At 73.8% G+C, this 14729-nt stretch carries 14 protein-coding genes; 3 read left to right on the top strand and 11 right to left on the bottom strand.

The features are described 5' to 3' along the window. Positions 1 to 38: 38 nt before the first annotated feature. The 7 genes from pheT to infC form a co-directional block, all read right to left on the bottom strand. Positions 39 to 2540 (bottom strand): phenylalanine--tRNA ligase subunit beta, encoded by a 2502-nt coding sequence (gene pheT / locus ACFYYN_RS17035; protein WP_500546447.1) that lies wholly within the window; start codon positions 2538 to 2540, stop codon positions 39 to 41. Further along, on the bottom strand, positions 2540 to 3673 hold the full coding sequence (gene pheS / locus ACFYYN_RS17030) for a phenylalanine--tRNA ligase subunit alpha (protein WP_499510888.1): 1134 nt from the start codon (positions 3671 to 3673) through the stop codon (positions 2540 to 2542). Before pheS ends, pheT begins: the two co-directional genes overlap by 1 nt. A gap of 135 nt (positions 3674 to 3808) precedes the next feature. Further along, positions 3809 to 4933 carry a sensor histidine kinase gene (locus ACFYYN_RS17025; RefSeq protein ID WP_500330598.1) on the bottom strand — a complete coding sequence of 375 codons (1125 nt, stop codon included), beginning with the start codon at positions 4931 to 4933 and terminating at the stop codon, positions 3809 to 3811. Positions 4934 to 4978: 45 nt separating this feature from the next. Continuing rightward, positions 4979 to 5812, bottom strand: a complete 834-nt coding sequence (locus ACFYYN_RS17020) for a TrmH family RNA methyltransferase (protein ID WP_500546446.1) — start codon at positions 5810 to 5812, stop codon at positions 4979 to 4981. A gap of 106 nt (positions 5813 to 5918) precedes the next feature. Then, positions 5919 to 6302 carry a 50S ribosomal protein L20 gene (gene rplT / locus ACFYYN_RS17015; RefSeq protein ID WP_018564305.1) on the bottom strand — a complete coding sequence of 128 codons (384 nt, stop codon included), beginning with the start codon at positions 6300 to 6302 and terminating at the stop codon, positions 5919 to 5921. 100 nt (positions 6303 to 6402) lie between these two features. After that, the gene (gene rpmI, locus ACFYYN_RS17010; protein ID WP_018564306.1) at positions 6403 to 6597 is read right to left on the bottom strand and encodes a 50S ribosomal protein L35; all 195 of its coding nucleotides are present in this window, start codon (positions 6595 to 6597) and stop codon (positions 6403 to 6405) included. A gap of 120 nt (positions 6598 to 6717) precedes the next feature. After that, positions 6718 to 7398 (bottom strand): translation initiation factor IF-3, encoded by a 681-nt coding sequence (infC, locus tag ACFYYN_RS17005; protein WP_500330684.1) that lies wholly within the window; start codon positions 7396 to 7398, stop codon positions 6718 to 6720. 338 nt (positions 7399 to 7736) lie between these two features. On the opposite strand from infC, the gene ACFYYN_RS17000 reads away from it, so the two are divergent. Then, positions 7737 to 8114, top strand: a complete 378-nt coding sequence (locus tag ACFYYN_RS17000; protein ID WP_431960495.1) for a DUF1844 domain-containing protein — start codon at positions 7737 to 7739, stop codon at positions 8112 to 8114. A 62-nt stretch (positions 8115 to 8176) separates the two neighbouring features. Here ACFYYN_RS17000 and ACFYYN_RS16995 read toward each other — a convergent pair whose 3' ends face one another. Next, a complete protein-coding gene (locus ACFYYN_RS16995; RefSeq protein WP_500546445.1) occupies positions 8177 to 8911 on the bottom strand; it encodes an SseB family protein in 735 nt (244 codons plus the stop codon). A gap of 187 nt (positions 8912 to 9098) precedes the next feature. Between ACFYYN_RS16995 and ACFYYN_RS16990 the strand changes: the two genes are divergently transcribed. Then, on the top strand, positions 9099 to 9986 hold the full coding sequence (locus tag ACFYYN_RS16990) for a serine hydrolase (RefSeq protein ID WP_500546444.1): 888 nt from the start codon (positions 9099 to 9101) through the stop codon (positions 9984 to 9986). On the opposite strand, the gene mycP is transcribed toward ACFYYN_RS16990, so the two are convergent. Together mycP and ACFYYN_RS16980 are read right to left on the bottom strand one after the other, a co-directional pair. Next, positions 9952 to 11145: a type VII secretion-associated serine protease mycosin gene (mycP, locus tag ACFYYN_RS16985; protein WP_500546443.1), complete on the bottom strand. Its 1194-nt coding sequence runs from the start codon at positions 11143 to 11145 to the stop codon at positions 9952 to 9954. The genes ACFYYN_RS16990 and mycP overlap by 35 nt on opposite strands. Next, entirely contained in the window at positions 11142 to 12356 is a 1215-nt protein-coding gene (locus ACFYYN_RS16980) for a hypothetical protein (RefSeq protein ID WP_500546442.1), read from the bottom strand. Before ACFYYN_RS16980 ends, mycP begins: the two co-directional genes overlap by 4 nt. A gap of 147 nt (positions 12357 to 12503) precedes the next feature. Between ACFYYN_RS16980 and ACFYYN_RS16975 the strand changes: the two genes are divergently transcribed. Further along, on the top strand, positions 12504 to 13706 hold the full coding sequence (locus ACFYYN_RS16975; RefSeq protein WP_500546441.1) for an amino acid deaminase/aldolase: 1203 nt from the start codon (positions 12504 to 12506) through the stop codon (positions 13704 to 13706). A 66-nt stretch (positions 13707 to 13772) separates the two neighbouring features. On the opposite strand, the gene ACFYYN_RS16970 is transcribed toward ACFYYN_RS16975, so the two are convergent. Next, on the bottom strand, positions 13773 to 14720 hold the full coding sequence (locus ACFYYN_RS16970; RefSeq protein WP_500546556.1) for a DUF2510 domain-containing protein: 948 nt from the start codon (positions 14718 to 14720) through the stop codon (positions 13773 to 13775). Between the last annotated feature and the right edge of the window lie 9 nt (positions 14721 to 14729).

The raw sequence follows: 14729 nt of genomic DNA, 5'->3' as shown, positions 1-14729 counted from the left end.
GACCGGGGGCGCCCCACAGGGCCCCGCATGCGTGCGCCTCAGGCGCCGCGCAGGGCCGCTCCCGTGCTCTCCGCCGCGGCGGCGACGGCGGCGTCACGGGCCGCGGAGGCCTCCTCCGCGGTGAGCGTACGGTCCGGGGCGCGGAAGCGCAGGCTGTAGGCCAGCGACTTCTTGCCCGCGCCGATCTGCTCACCGGTGAAGATGTCGAACAGCCGCAGCGATTCGAGCAGTTCGCCGGCGCCGGAGCGCAGGGCGCCCTCCACCTCGGCGGCCGGGACGGAGGCGTCCACGACCAGGGCGACGTCCTGGGTGGCCACCGGGAAGGTGGACACACGGGGCGCGACGACCGGGCCGCCGGCGGCCCGCTCCAGGCGGTCGAGGTCGAGCTCCATGGCGGAGGTGCGCTCCGGCAGGTGCAGCGCCTTGATCACCCGGGGGTGCAGCTCGCCGGCGTTGCCGACCAGCACCTCCTCGCCGTCGACGACCGCGAGGAGCGCGGCACAGCGGCCGGGGTGGAAGGGTGCCTGCTGGTCCTGGCGGACGATCAGCTCGACCCCGGCCTCGCGGGCGACGATCCGGCCCGCCTCGATCGCGTCGGCCGACCCCGCGGGACGGCCCTCGCCCCACCAGCCGGCCTGCTCACGGGCTCCGGCCAGGACGACGGCGACGCGCCGCGGCTGCCGCGGCAGGGCGGCGTCCAGGGCGGCGATCTCGGCGTCGGTCGGGCGCCGGTCGACCGGCAGCCGCGGCGGCGCGGGCTCCTCGCCGCTGGGGCGGAAGACCAGTCCGGTCTCGAAGAGCGCGAGGTCGTGCGCGCCGCGCCCGACGTTGCGGCGCAGCGCGCCGAGCAGGCCGGGGAGCATGGACGTGCGGAGCGCGGGCTCCTCGTCCGACAGCGGGTTGGCCAGCTTGACGGTGATGCGGCGCGGGTCGTCCGCGTCGAGACCGAGCTGGTCGAAGACGGCCTCGCCGAGGAACGGGTAGTTCTGCACCTCGACGTAGCCGGCCCCGGCGAGCGCCCGGCCGACCCGGCGGCGCAGCTTCTGCGACTCGGTCAGACCGCGGCCGGAGGGCAGGTTCGGCAGGGTGGAGGGCAGGTTCTCGTAGCCCTCCAGCCGGATGACCTCCTCGGCGAGGTCGTTGGGGTCGCGCAGGTCGGGCCGCCACGACGGCACGGTGACGATCAGCTCGTCGGCACCGTAGACGTCGCAGCCGACCTGCTGCAGCCGGCGCACCACGGTCTCGCGGCCGTACGCCATGCCCGCCACCTTGTCCGGGTGGTCGGCGGGGATCGTGAGGGTGTGCGGCGCCGAGGGCGCGATGACCTCGGTGACGCCCGCCTCGGCGGTGCCGCCCGCGAGCAGTACCAGCAGGTCGACGGTGCGCTGCGCGGCGGCGGCCGCGGCCTGCGGGTCCACGCCGCGCTCGAAGCGCTTGGACGCCTCGGAGGACAGCTTGTGGCGGCGCGCGGTGCGGGCGATGGCGACCGGGTCGAAGTGCGCCGCCTCGATGACGACGTCGGTCGTCGAGGCGCCGGTGTCGTCGATCTCGGTGTTGGCGCCGCCCATGACCCCGGCCAGGCCGATCGGCCCGCGGTTGTCGGTGATCACCAGGTCCTCGGCGTCCAGGACGCGGACCTGGCCGTCGAGCGTGGTCAGCTTCTCGCCCGGCTGGGCCCGGCGGACGCCGATGGCGCCCTCGATGCGGTGCCGGTCGTAGGCGTGCAGGGGCTGGCCCAGCTCCAGCATCACGTAGTTGGTGACGTCCACGGCGAGCGAGATCGGGCGCATGCCGGCCTTCTGCAGCCTGCGCTGCAGCCAGATCGGCGAGCCGGCCTCCGGGTCGAGCCCGGTGACGGTGCGCGCGGTGAAGCGGTCGCAGCCGACCGGGTCGGCGACCCGCACCTCGTAGCCGTAGGAGTTCGGGCCGGGCACGTCGAGCAGCGCCGGGTCGCGCAGCGGCAGACCGTAGGCGATGGCGGCCTCGCGGGCGACGCCGCGCATGGACAGGCAGTAGCCGCGGTCCGGGGTGACCGCGATGTCCAGCACCTCGTCGACGAGCTCCAGGAGCTCTATGGCGTCGGTGCCGGCCTCGTGCTCCGGCGGCAGCACGATGATGCCGTCGTGGTCGTCGCCCATGCCGAGCTCGCGGGCGGAGCAGATCATGCCGTGCGAGTTGCGGCCGTAGGTCTTGCGCGCGGAGATCTCGAAGTTACCGGGCAGCACGCCACCGGGAAGGATCACGACGACCTTGTCGCCGACGGCGAAGTTGCTCGCGCCGCAGACGATCTCCTGCGGCTCGCCGGTGCCGTTCGCGGTGCCGACGTCGACGGTGCAGAAGCGGATCGGCTTCTTGAAGCCGCTCAGCTCCTCGATGGTGAGCACCTTGCCGACGACCAGCGGGCCCTTGAGCCCGGCGCCGAGCTGCTCGACGGTCTCGACCTCGAGGCCGGCGGAAATGAGCTTGGCCTGGACGTCGCGGCCGGACTCGCCGGCGGGCAGGTCGACGTACTCCCGCAGCCAAGAAAGCGGGACCCGCATCAGATCTCCATCCCGAACGGAAGGGTGAAGCGCACGTCACCCTCGACGATGTCTCGCATGTCCTCGACGTTGTGACGGAACATCAGCATGCGCTCGATGCCGAAGCCGAAGGCGAAGCCGCTGTACTTCTCCGGGTCGACGCCGCAGGCGGTGAGCACCCGGGGGTTGACCATGCCGCAGCCGCCGAGCTCGATCCAGCCCTCGCTGCCGCAGGTGCGGCAGGGACGGTCCGGGTTGCCGACGGACTCGCCGCGGCAGACGTAGCAGACCATGTCCATCTCGGCGGACGGCTCGGTGAAGGGGAAGTAGTTCGGGCGGAGCCGGGTCGTGATGTCCTCGCCGAAGAGCGACTGGACCATGTGGTCCAGGGTGCCCTTGAGGTCGGCCATGGTCAGGCCCTCGTCGACGGCGAGCAGCTCGACCTGGTTGAACACCGGGGTGTGGGTGGCGTCCAGCTCGTCGGAGCGGTAGACCCGGCCGGGGCAGATCACGTAGACCGGCGGCTCGCGGTCGAGCAGGGAGCGGATCTGCACCGGGGAGGTGTGGGTGCGCAGCACGACGCCGCTCTCCTCCGGGCCGGAGCCCGCGGGCTTGTCGCCCTCGACGAAGAACGTGTCCTGCATGGTGCGGGCCGGGTGGTCCGCCCAGATGTTGAGGGCGTCGAAGTTGAACCACTCGGCCTCGACCTCGGGGCCCTCGGCCACCTCGTAGCCCATGGCCACGAAGACGTCCTCGATGCGCTCGGAGAGCGTGGTCAGCGGGTGCCGGGCGCCGCGCGGGGCACGGTCGTACGGCAGGGTGACGTCCACCGCCTCCTCGACCAGCACACGCTCGTCGCGCTCGCTCTCCAGCACCTCCTGCCGGGCCTTGAGCGCCTGATTGACCGTGCCGCGGGCCTGGCCGACGCGCTTGCCCGCGTCCGCCTTGGCGTGCGGCGGCAGTGCGCCGATCTCACGGTTGGCCAGGGCGAGCGGCGAGCGGTCCCCGGTGTGCGCGACCTTGACCTCGCGCAGCGCGTCAAGGTCGGCGGCCTCCGCGATCGCGGCGAGCGCCTCGTCGCGCCGGCGCTCGATCTCTTCCGGTTTCAGTGCCTCGACCTCGACAGGGTCGTACGACTTGTTCGGTGCCGACATTTCTTCCCGTTCCGATGTGGGTGATGGCGTGGCCGACCTGCCTGCCCGACCGCTGAATGCCAAGGGTCGAGTCTATCGGGGCCACGGGGAAAGGCTGGTCACGCCCGTCGGGGCCGGTGGATCACCACGCGATGCTCAGACCGTGAAGGCCGGCGCCCCGACGGGCAGGATAAATCGGAACTGGGCGCCCTTCCCGGGCGCGCGACCCACCGTGATCGTGCCGCCGTGGGCCTCGACGATGCCCTTGACGATGTAGAGGCCCAGGCCCGTGCCACCGCGTTTGCTGCCCCGCCAGAAGCGGGTGAAGACGCGGTTCATGGACTCCTCCGGGATGCCGGGGCCCTCGTCGCTCACGGTCACTGCCGTTCCGGACCATCCGCGCTCGCGCGGTGACGACGAAGGTGCTACGTCAATGGTGACAGTTCCCTCGCCGTGGCGCACGGCGTTTTCCAGCAGGTTCCCCAGGATCTGGTCGACCTTGTCGGGGTCGGCCCACAGCGACGGGAGCGACTCCGTCACCCGTACGGCGAAGCGGTCCGCGGGCTGTCCTGCGGCGACGAGGGCGTCCACGTGGCGCCGCACCGCGGCGGCGATGTCGACCGGCTGGCGGCGCACCTCCAGTCGGCCGGAGTCGATGCGGGAGATGTCGAGCAGCTCGGCGATCAGCCGGGTGACGCGGTTGGCGTCGGCGTGGACGGTCTCCAGCATGAGCTTCTTCTGGTCCTCGGTGAAGCGTTCCCACTTCGCCAGCAGGGTGGCGGTGAAGCCCTTGACGGAGGTGAGCGGGGAGCGCAGCTCGTGCGCGACGGTGGCGATCAGTTCGGCGTGGCTGCGCTCGGTGCGCCGCCGCGCCTCGGTGCCGCGCAGCGCGACGACCAGTCGGCGCACCGGGCCGGTGGGGTGGTCGCGGACGTACCTGGCGGAGACCAGCACCTCGCGTCCGCCGGGGAGCAGCAGGTTGCGCTCGGGCTGCCCGGTGCGGGTGGCCAGGCCCGCGTACGGGTCGGTGAGCTGCCACCAGCGGCGTCCGTCCAGGTCCTCCAGGGGCAGCGCCTGCTCGAGGGGGCGGCCGAGGACGTCGGCGGGGTCGAGCGCGGTGATCCGGGCGGCGGCGGCGTTGAAGCAGAGGACGAGTCCGTGCTCGTCGGCGACGACGAGGCCGTCCGGGAGCTCGTCGGGCGTGATGCCGAGTTCGGTCAGGACAGTCGGCCAGCCCTCCAGCGCGCTCGGCGGCGTGCCGCCGGTCGTCCTGACGTCCATCCCCGTAACCCCCTCTCCAAGGCGGTCCCCGAGGGCGTCACACTACTAGCTCATTGTTACGGTGCGGCACCCTCCGGGAGCACGCTGCGCGCGGGCGGAGGCGTAGAGGCACACGGCGGCGGCCGTGGCGAGGTTGAGGCTCTCGGCGCGGCCGTGGATGGGGACGCGCACCACTTCGTCCGCGAGTGCGCGGGTCTCCTCCGGCAGACCCCAGGCCTCGTTGCCGAAGATCCAGGCCGTGGGGCCGCCCATCGTGGCCTCGTCCAGTTCGGCGTCCAGGTCGCGCTCCCCCGCGCCGTCGGCGGCGAGCAGCCGGACGCCCGCCCCGCGCAGGCCGTCGACCACCGCCTCCATGGGGACGCCGACGGCGACCGGCAGATGGAAGAGGCTGCCGACGGAGGCCCGTACGGCCTTGGGGTTGTACAGGTCCACGGAGGCGTCGGTGAGGACGACCGCCTCCGCCCCGGCGGCGTCCGCGCAGCGCAGCACGGTGCCGGCGTTGCCGGGGTCGCGCACGTGGGCCAGGACGGCGACGAGCTTGGGCCGGGCGCGCAGGATCTCCTCGAACGGGGTGTCCAGGAAGCGGCACAGGCCGATGATCCCCTGCGGGGTGACGGTGTCCGACATCTCCGCGACGACCTCGTCGGTCGCGGTGAACACGGGCACCCGGGCGGCGTGGGCCGCGGCGACGATCCCCTCGTGCCGGGCGGCGGCCTCGGGCGTGACGTAGACCTCGACCAGGTGCGCCATGGCCTCGCGCACGGCCTGCGGGCCCTCGGCGAGGAAGCGCCGCTCCTTGCCGCGGAAGCTGCGCTTGGCCAGCCGCCGCGCGGCGACGACGCGGGGGGATCGCAGGGAGGTCAGCTCGGGGCCGGGCATGGGGGTGCACTCACTTCGGTCGGGTCCGGCCGGACGCGCGGCGCGGCGCTCCGGGACACAGCACGGACCCGCAGGCACACGGCCTGCGGGTCCGGAAGAGCGTGGGTCAGGCCGCCTTGGGGGCGTTGACGTCACTCGGCAGGGCCTTCTGGGCCACCTCGACCAGCGCGGCGAACGCGTTGGCGTCGTTCACGGCCAGCTCGGCGAGGATCTTGCGGTCGACCTCGACGTTGGCGGCCTTCAGACCCTGGATGAAGCGGTTGTAGGTGATGCCGTTGGCGCGGGCAGCGGCGTTGATGCGCTGGATCCACAGCTGACGGAAGTCGCCCTTGCGCTTCTTGCGGTCGTTGTAGTTGTAGACGAGGGAGTGGGTGACCTGCTCCTTCGCCTTGCGGTACAGGCGGGAACGCTGGCCGCGGTAACCGCTGGCCTGCTCGAGGATCGCCCGGCGCTTCTTCTGGGCGTTGACTGCCCGCTTGACGCGTGCCACTAGATAACTCCTTCTAAGGGACCGTGGGGGTGCTCACACGGCCCGAAAACGAATGGGTCCCGGTCCAACATCGCGCCCCCTGGTCGAAGGGGGCGTGCCGTCACTTGCCGAGAAGCTTCTTGATCTTCTTGGCGTCGGGCTTGGCCAGGACGACAGTGCCGGTGAGGGCACGGGTCTTCGTCGACGGCTTGTGCTCAAGCAGGTGGCGCTTGCCGGCGCGCTCGCGGATCACCTTGCCGGAGCCGGTGATCTTGAATCGCTTGCTCGCACCGCTGTGGGTCTTGTTCTTCGGCATGCGCCGTAGTCTCCTCGTCGCTGGCCCTCCCGTCCGCCCTGGAGCGGACGGAGAGCGTCAGTCCTTCATTGCGTTACCCGGAGCGGAACTCCGGGTCCTGGCGAACGCCGTCAGACGGCGTCAGCTGGCGTCGGCGGGAGCGTCCTGCACGTGCTCCTCCTCCGACTCCTGCTCCTGATCATCGGGGTCCCTCGGCAGGCGACCGGCCTTGCGGGCGGCCTGCGCCTCGCGGGCTTCGGCCATCGCCTCGGTCTTCTTCTTGTGCGGACCGAGAACCATGATCATGTTGCGGCCGTCCTGCTTCGGCGAGGACTCCACGAAGCCCAGGTCCTGGACGTCGTCGGCGAGCCGCTGCAGCAGTCGGAAGCCCAGTTCCGGGCGCGACTGCTCACGACCGCGGAACATGATCGTGATCTTGACCTTGTCGCCCTGCTTGAGGAACCGGACGACATGACCCTTCTTGGTGTCATAGTCGTGCGGATCGATCTTCGGCCGGAGCTTCATCTCCTTGATGACCGTGTGCGCCTGGTTCTTGCGCGCTTCACGGGCCTTCATGGCCGACTCGTACTTGAACTTGCCGTAGTCCATGAGCTTGCAGACCGGCGGGCGCGCGGTCGCCGCCACCTCGACCAGGTCGAGGTCGTACTCCTGCGCAAGCTCCAGTGCCTTGGCAAGCGGCACGATGCCGACCTGCTCGCCACTGGGACCGACGAGTCGCACCTCGGGGACGCGAATCCGGTCGTTGATGCGGGGCTCGGCGCTGATGGGGCCTCCTCGGTAGCACCACGCGTCTGACTGGATTGACAGCCGCGTAACGTCTGAAACTTGGTCCGGCCCGTGAGGAGACGTCAAAAAACGCCCCATACGGGTCACAGGCGGATGCTCCAACAACCGGGAGCACCGCCGCGGAATTCCCCGCGGGGCGCATCGGGCGCCCTGTCCTCGTCCGGGGACACGGCACCTGACCGGTGACCCGCCGCCCTTGAAGAGTCGGCAAGGTGGGAGATCGGAGCCTCCACTTGTGGGCTGGAACGCTCCGTTTCCATGACGTCCACGGGGTGTCCAGCCGGTCGATCGTCAAGCATACCAGCGTCCGACCGCAGACCGTAATCGGCCGACGTGGCCCTATCGTGTGAGGCATGAGTGACGCCAGCCCCCAGCACGAGTCCCCCTCCGCGGACCGCCCCGACTTCGACACGCTGACCCGCGACATCGCGGACGTCCCGGCGGTCGAGGTGATCACCACGGTCGCGGTGCACCTGATGAGCGCGGCGGCGGTGAACCTCGGCCTCGCGGAGGACGGCGAGCGGCACAAGGACCTCGACGAGGCACGCAAGCTGATCACCGCGCTGGCCGGCCTGGTCACCGCCGGCGCGACCGAGATCGGCTCCTACCACGCCGCTCCGCTGCGGGACGGCCTGAAGTCGCTGCAGCTCGCCTTCCGCGAGGAGTCCGTCGTCCCCGACGCGCCGGGCGAGGGCCCGGGCGAGAAGTTCACCGGCCCCGTCCACGGCTAGTCCCCGCACCGCACCCCGCACCCCGCGCTCACGACGGCGTCGCCCCCGGTGGGGCGGCGCCGTCAGCGCGTGAAGAGCGGTTCGCCGGGCAGCCTGGTGTCGGCGGGGAGCAGCGCCAGCTCGATGCCCCGCACGAGCGCGCCGCGGAGCACCTCGTCCGCCGCGAGCGTCGTCGAGACGCGTTGGGCCACCTGACGCACGTCGGCGCCCGGGTCCAGGACCAGTCCCAGCGTGCCGTCGGAACCGGCGGAGGGGACCAGGTGCGCGCGGACCACCTCCGGCGCCGCGCCCACCGCGGCCCGCAGGGCCGCACGGACCGCCGGGTCGGCCAGCGGGTCCGCGCCCGCGCGGCCCGAGGCGACGGCACGCAGCGCGGCACCGGTCAGCTCGTACGGCACGGGCCCGGCCATGTCGATCAGCAGGGTGTCGGCCTTCTCGTGCGCCAGCGCCTGCAGCGCCTGGCCCAGCGGCACGGCCACCGGCCGCGCGTCCGGCCGCCAGCGCGCGAGGGCCTCGGTGGAGGTGAAGGCCGGCAGCGCCCTGCGCCCGTCGGCCGCCTGGATGGTGGGCACCGCCATGTCGCTGGTCTTCTCGCGGCGCAGCCCCCCGGGACCCTCCTCGACCTCCCCGAGCAGTGCCACCACCGGCACCAGGAAGCGCGCGCCCGGGAGGGCGGCGAGCACCTCGGGTTCGGCCGACGGGTCGGCGTCGTAGGCGGCGAGCGCCGCCGCGAGCCGGGGGTCGGCGGTGCCGTCGTCGTCGGAGAAACCGGGGTCGGGGATGTTCTTGAGAGCCACCTCCCGAGGGTATCCGGGGTGCCGGGCGGGGATTTCTTACGCCCCCTTCATCCGCCTCTCACGGACCGCGCAGTTTCGGTCCCTAGCTTCCGTGGGCATGGCTTCCGACGAACCCGCCGCACGGCGTCCCGGCCGTGCGGGCGCAACTGCCCGTGTCCCCCGCGCCCCGCGCGGCATCGTCCGCGGTGTGACCGCGACCGCCTTCCTGGCGTGCGCCGTCCTCGGCACGGTGACGTACGGGTCGGCGTCGCCGCCGCGCACGGCGGCGCTCACCGCGGCCGGGACCGGCGGGGCGGCGGCGAACGTGGTGATCGTGAAGGCGAGCGTGGAGCCCCAGGTGGTGTGGAGCGAGGTGCTGGAGACGGCGCTGCGGGACGTGTCGGGGGACCCGCGGGCGCACTGCTCCGTGGCGGTCCTGGACACCGCCTCGGGCGCCCGGGCGGTGCACGGGGACGGGCTGTACGACACGGCGAGCATCGTCAAGGTCGACATCCTGGCGGCGCTGCTGCTCCAGGCGCAGGACGCGGGGCGGGACCTGACGGCGCAGGAGGAGGCCCGGGCCGAGGTGATGATCGAGAACAGCGACAACGCCGCGGCCACCGCGCTGTGGCGGGCGATAGGCCAGGGCCCCGGGCTGGACGCCGCCAACCGCCGCCTCGGGCTCACCTCGACCACGGCGGGCAGCGGGCTGCTGTGGGGGCTGACCCAGACCACGGCGGCCGACCAGCTCACCTTGCTGCAGCGGGTGTTCGGCACCGACGGCGCCCTCGACGCGACGTCCCGCGCGTACGTACGGCGGCTGATGGGCCGCGTCCCGGCCGCGCAGGCCTGGGGCGTGCCAACCGCGGCGGACGGCTCGTTCGAGGTCAAGAACGGCTGGCTGCAACGGAGTACGACCGGGCTGTGGGACATCAACAGCATCGGGCGGGTCCGGGCGGGCGGCCGGACCTACCTGGTCGCCGTGGTCTCCCGCGGCAGTACGACCCAGGCCGCGGGCATCACGCTGGTGGAACGGGCCGCGCGGGCGGCGGTGGACGCGTTCAGCCGCGCCGCCCGCCGTTCCGGGACGTCGTGAGCCGGGGCCGCAGCCACAACAGGGCGGCCGCCGCGACCAGTCCGGTGCCGGCGATCGCGAAGGCCACGGCGATGCCGTCGCCCAGGGCGTCCCCGTCGGCGGCCGCGGCCGCCTTCGCCGCGTCGGGGCCGGCGCCGAAGTACTTGCGCGCGTAGGGGGCGGCGCTCGGCACGGCGCCCTCGGGCTTGAGCTTCGCCGCCGCCTTCAGCGCCGCCGCGGGGTCGACCAGTCCGTACCCGACGGCGTCGTCGCGGCCCTCCGCCGGGGTGTTCCGCGCCGACTCCTCCAGCAGCCGCTTCACCTGGGCGGGGCTGAGCCGGGGGTAGGCGGAGCGGACGAGTGCGGCGGTGCCCGACACGTAGGCGGAGGCGGTGCTGGTGCCCCAGCCCTCGTAGTAGCGGCGGTTGGGGTCGGCGATCACGACGTCGACACCGGGTGCGGCGACCGTCGCGTACCAGCGGCGGGTGGAGAAGGCGGCGCGGGAGCCGTAGCGGTCGACGGCGGCCACCGCGATGACGCCCGGGTACGCCGCGGGGTAGGAGGCCCGGTTTCCCTGCTCGCCCCCGTTCCCCGAGGAGGCGACGACGACCACGCCCTTGCGGAGGGCGTACTGGATCGCGTCGTCCTCCTGCGCCTCGGGGTGGGCGGTGCGGCTGTCGTCGCCGAGGGAGAGGTTGATGACGTCGGCACCGTGGTCGGCGGCCCACCGGATGCCGTCGGCGAGGGCGCTGCCGCGCGTGGTGCGGGCCTTCTTCCGCTGCGGGTCCTTGTCCTCCAGGATCACCCGGACCGGCAGGATCCGGGCCTCCGGGGCGATGCCCAGCACGCCGTCCGAACCGCCGGGGCCGTGGCCGTGGCCGGCGATGATCCCGGCCATGCCGGTGCCGTGCCGGGCCCAGGCGCTGTCGCCGCGGCGGGCCCCGAAGCCGACCATGTCCTTGCCCTTGAGGACCTGCCCGGTCAGGTCCGGGTGGGTGCCGTCCACGCCCGTGTCGAGGACGGCGACGGTGACGCCCGCGCCCTTCGTCCGCTGCCAGGCCTCCTGTGCGTGCAGCGCGTCCAGCGCCCAGTCCGCGTCGCGTACGGCGTCGGCGTGGGCCGGGACGACGGGCAGCAGGGCGAGGGCCGCGGCGGCCATCCCGGTGGCCAGTCGCCTCATCCGGAACCTCCCGTCGGGGTGGCGGTCAGCGAGCGTGCGGCACGGCGGGCCCGGCCGTCGACGGCATCGGCCAGGGCATCGGCCTCGTGGCCGAGTCCGGCCTGGGCGGGCGCGGCCGTGGCGCCCGCGGTGACGGCCGAGGCGGCGGGCTGCGGGGTCGCGATCTCGCGGTCGTCGGCGAAGCCGCTCACCGCGTACACGACGACGGGGAGGTCGGCGGCGACCGTGACCGTCCAGCTGGCGCGCTGGCGGTCGCCGAAGCCGGCCGAGACGGTGCCCGGGAAGGCGACCGGACGGGGCATCAGATCCGCGCGGGAGCCCAGGCGTTCGGCGGACCAGCGGTCGCGCAGTCTGCGCATCGCGGGGGCGTCCGCCCTGGTGACGAGCAGTCCGACCGTGGTCACGGCGCTCGACGTCGCGTCGGTGTACGTGGCGCGCAGCAGCTTCACGCAGCCCGCGGGGCGCAGCACCTTCGCCAGCTGCGGGTCGAAGGCCTCCTGGCAGTTGCCGGCGGGCGCCACGCCGATCCGCGTCCAGGTGCGTTCGGCGCCGCCCGGGCCGAGGCCCTTGCCGTGCAGGGTGGGCGGGAAGAGCGTGTCGACGGGCGTGCTGTGCCACAGGCCGCGGGCGAGGGCGAAGTCGCGCTTGCTCGCCTCCGCCGCCGTGGGCGTGGGCGCGGCCGGGTCGTGGTTGATCCACATCCCGGCGCCGGCGCCGGCGAGGAGACCGAGGCCCAGCACCAGGCACAGCGCGGCGGCAGCCGTACGGGGCCGGGCCCGGTCGGCGTGCGAGGACGCGTGCGGCGGCCGGGGAGGGTGCGGCGGCGGTGCGGAGGGCGGGACGGGCGAGGACCAGGCCGCGGCCGGGGGATGCCCGGGCACGGGCGGCGCACCGGGCACGGCCGAGGGCGGCACGGGGCCGGCCGGGTAGGCGACGCCGACGGGGCCCCGCTCGCCTGCGGGCCACGGGTACGGGGGCGCCGGCGCGGGGGTCGTACCGTACAGCTCCTGGGGCAGCCCGCCCTCCGGCTCGCCGGTCGCGGCGGGGCCCGCGGCGGCCCACGGCACGGACGCCCGGCCGGCGGCTGCGGAGGCGGCCCAGTGAGCCGGGGCGGAGGTGTGCGGGGCGGTGCCCGGGGGCGGCGGTATGGGGCGCGGAGGGGACCAGCTCGGCCGGGGGGTCGCTCCCCCGCTGTCGAAACCGGCGCTCACCCGGTGCCCCCTCACGGCCGCACGGCGGTCGGCCCGTTCACACGATGGACTGCGGCGTCACTCTACTGGGCGCGGCGACGTCACGAGGCGTCAGTACGGATCACTTGCCCCTACCGCTCGGTAGGGGCATTCTGGCAAGCTTCGCGCATGTCTGATCGCGGAGCAGCTCGCGCCCGGTACGACCGGGCCACCGCCCACCTCGACGCGCCGGTGGCGATCGTGGACCTGGAGGCGTTCGACGCCAACGCGGACGACCTGGTCCGCAGGGCGGGCGGCAAACCGATCCGGGTGGCGTCCAAGTCGGTCCGCTGCCGCGCGCTCCTGGAGCGGGTGCTGGAGCGGGACGGCTTCGAGGGGATCATGTCGTTCACCCTCGCCGAGTCGCTGTGGCTGGCGCGGTCGGGCTTCGACGACGTCCTGCTGGCGTACCCGTCGGCGGATCGTTCCGGCTACGCGGAGCTGGCCGCGGACCCGAAGCTGGCGGCCGCGGTGACCGTCATGGTCGACGACGCGGCGCAGCTCGACCTCATCGACTCCTCGCGCGCGGGCGGCTCCGAGATCGTCCGGGTCTGCCTGGAGCTGGACACCTCGCTGAAGATGCTGGGGGGCCGGCTCCGCATCGGGGCGCTGCGCTCCCCGCTCCACCAGCCCGAGCAGATGGCCGCGCTGGCCCGCGAGGTGTCCCGGCGGCCCGGGTTCAGGCTGGTGGGGATCATGGCGTACGAGGGCCATGTGGCCGGGGTCGGCGACTCGGTCGGCGGCCGGCCGCTGCGCTCGCGCGCGGTGCGGCTGATGCAGGCGACGGCACGCCGGGAGCTGGCGGCGCGGCGCGCGGAGGTCGTCCGGGCGGTGCGGGAGGTGGCGCCCGGGCTGGAGTTCGTCAACGGCGGCGGGACGGGCAGCGTGCAGAGCACGGCCGCCGAGGACGCGGTGACGGAGGTCGCCGCCGGGTCGGGCCTGTACGTGCCGCGGCTGTTCGACAACTACACCTCCTTCCGGGGCCGTCCGGCGGCGCTGTTCGCGCAGCCCGTGGTGCGCCGCCCGGGTGTGGGCGTCGTCACCGTCCTCGGCGGCGGCTACCCGGCATCGGGCGCGGCGGGCCGGGACCGGCTGCCGGTACCCCACCTGCCGCAGGGGCTGCGCTACGACCCCCAGGAGGGGCCGGGCGAGGTGCAGACGCCGCTGATCGGGACGGCCGCCGACGACCTGCTCATCGGCGACAAGGTGTGGTTCCGGCACGCCAAGGCGGGCGAGCTGTGCGAGCGCTTCGACACGCTGCAGCTGATCGAGGGCGACCGGGTGGTGCGGGCGGTGCCGACCTACCGCGGCGAGGGCAAGACGTTCCTGTGACACCCGGACGCCCGGACGCCCCGGCCGGACGGACCGGACCGGGGCGCCCTCGTGCGGGGACGGGGGTCACACGCCGGTGCCGCCGCCGGAGCCCGACGCCTTGATGCCCTTGGTGATCTCGTCCATCACCGCGAGGCCGGGCGCCTTGGGGTTGACGTCGAAGCCGTAGCGGACCAGGACGAGCCTGTCGGGGTCCGACGGCGAGGGGAACACCAGCGACTGGACGTAGCCGTCGTCGCCCCTCTCGGTGACGACCTTCCAGCGCACCAGGTAGCCCTGCTCGCCGGCGACCGTGACCTTCTTCGACAGCAGCTGCGTGTGCGAGGTGATGTCGCCGTAGACCTTGCCGCCGTAGGCCCCCTCGGCGTTGCCGGCGATGTCCTCCTTGGCCGCGGCCTCGGCGGTGGTGGATTTCAGCTTCACCGACGCGGCGGGCATGGAGAAGACGCCGCCGCGCAGGCAGGTGTTCGAGGCGTCGCCGGGGCAGGCGTACTCGCCCACGGTGAGCTCCGCGAGCCCGTACCGGCTGGTGGAGCCGGTCCAGCCGTCGGGAACGGGCAGGCTGACGCCGTCGACGGCGTCCAGGGCGAAGCCGGGCTCGCTCTTGGGCACGTCCTGCGGGCCGCCGCCGTCCGGACCCCCACCGCCCGGACCGTCGCCCTCCGGGCCCTGCCCGGGGGCCGTGAACGAGGGGGCGGGCCGGGCGGAGTCCGCGCCGTCGCCGCCGCTCCTGCCGAGGGCGACGACGCCTCCGATCACCGCGCCGGCCACCACGACCGCGGCGACGACGGCGATCGCTATCAGACCGCCGCGCCGCTTGCGGGGGGCGGCGGGGAACGCGCCGGGGTAGCCGGGGTACTGCGGATGGCCCGGCGCCCCGGCGCCGAACGCCGGGGCGGGGGGCGGGGCCGTGCGGGTGTACTCGGTCCACGCGGTCCCGTCCCACCAGCGCTCCAGAGCGGGCCCGTTGCCTGTCTGCCCGGGCTCTGGGTACCAGCCGGGCGGGGTCGTCATGGTCACGGC

Origin of the sequence: Streptomyces sp. NPDC001902 (assembly GCF_042891295.1) — a bacterium.
Lineage (GTDB): Bacteria > Actinomycetota > Actinomycetes > Streptomycetales > Streptomycetaceae > Actinacidiphila.
Note: the sequence above shows the minus strand (reverse complement) of the source record. Positions and strands in the feature narration are given on the sequence as shown.

Excerpts from the sequence above, each read along its gene's own strand:
- rpmI (WP_018564306.1), bottom strand. The coding sequence starts at position 6,597 with ATGCCGAAGAACAAGACCCACAGCGGTGCGAGCAAGCGATTCAAGATC.
- ACFYYN_RS17020 (WP_500546446.1), bottom strand. The coding sequence starts at position 5,812 with ATGCCCGGCCCCGAGCTGACCTCCCTGCGATCCCCCCGCGTCGTCGCC.
- pheT (WP_500546447.1), bottom strand. The coding sequence starts at position 2,540 with ATGCGGGTCCCGCTTTCTTGGCTGCGGGAGTACGTCGACCTGCCCGCC.
- ACFYYN_RS17025 (WP_500330598.1), bottom strand. The coding sequence starts at position 4,933 with ATGGACGTCAGGACGACCGGCGGCACGCCGCCGAGCGCGCTGGAGGGC.
- ACFYYN_RS16970 (WP_500546556.1), bottom strand. The coding sequence starts at position 14,720 with ATGACGACCCCGCCCGGCTGGTACCCAGAGCCCGGGCAGACAGGCAAC.
- ACFYYN_RS17000 (WP_431960495.1), top strand. The coding sequence starts at position 7,737 with ATGAGTGACGCCAGCCCCCAGCACGAGTCCCCCTCCGCGGACCGCCCC.
- mycP (WP_500546443.1), bottom strand. The coding sequence starts at position 11,145 with ATGAGGCGACTGGCCACCGGGATGGCCGCCGCGGCCCTCGCCCTGCTG.
- ACFYYN_RS16975 (WP_500546441.1), top strand. The coding sequence starts at position 12,504 with ATGTCTGATCGCGGAGCAGCTCGCGCCCGGTACGACCGGGCCACCGCC.
- pheS (WP_499510888.1), bottom strand. The coding sequence starts at position 3,673 with ATGTCGGCACCGAACAAGTCGTACGACCCTGTCGAGGTCGAGGCACTG.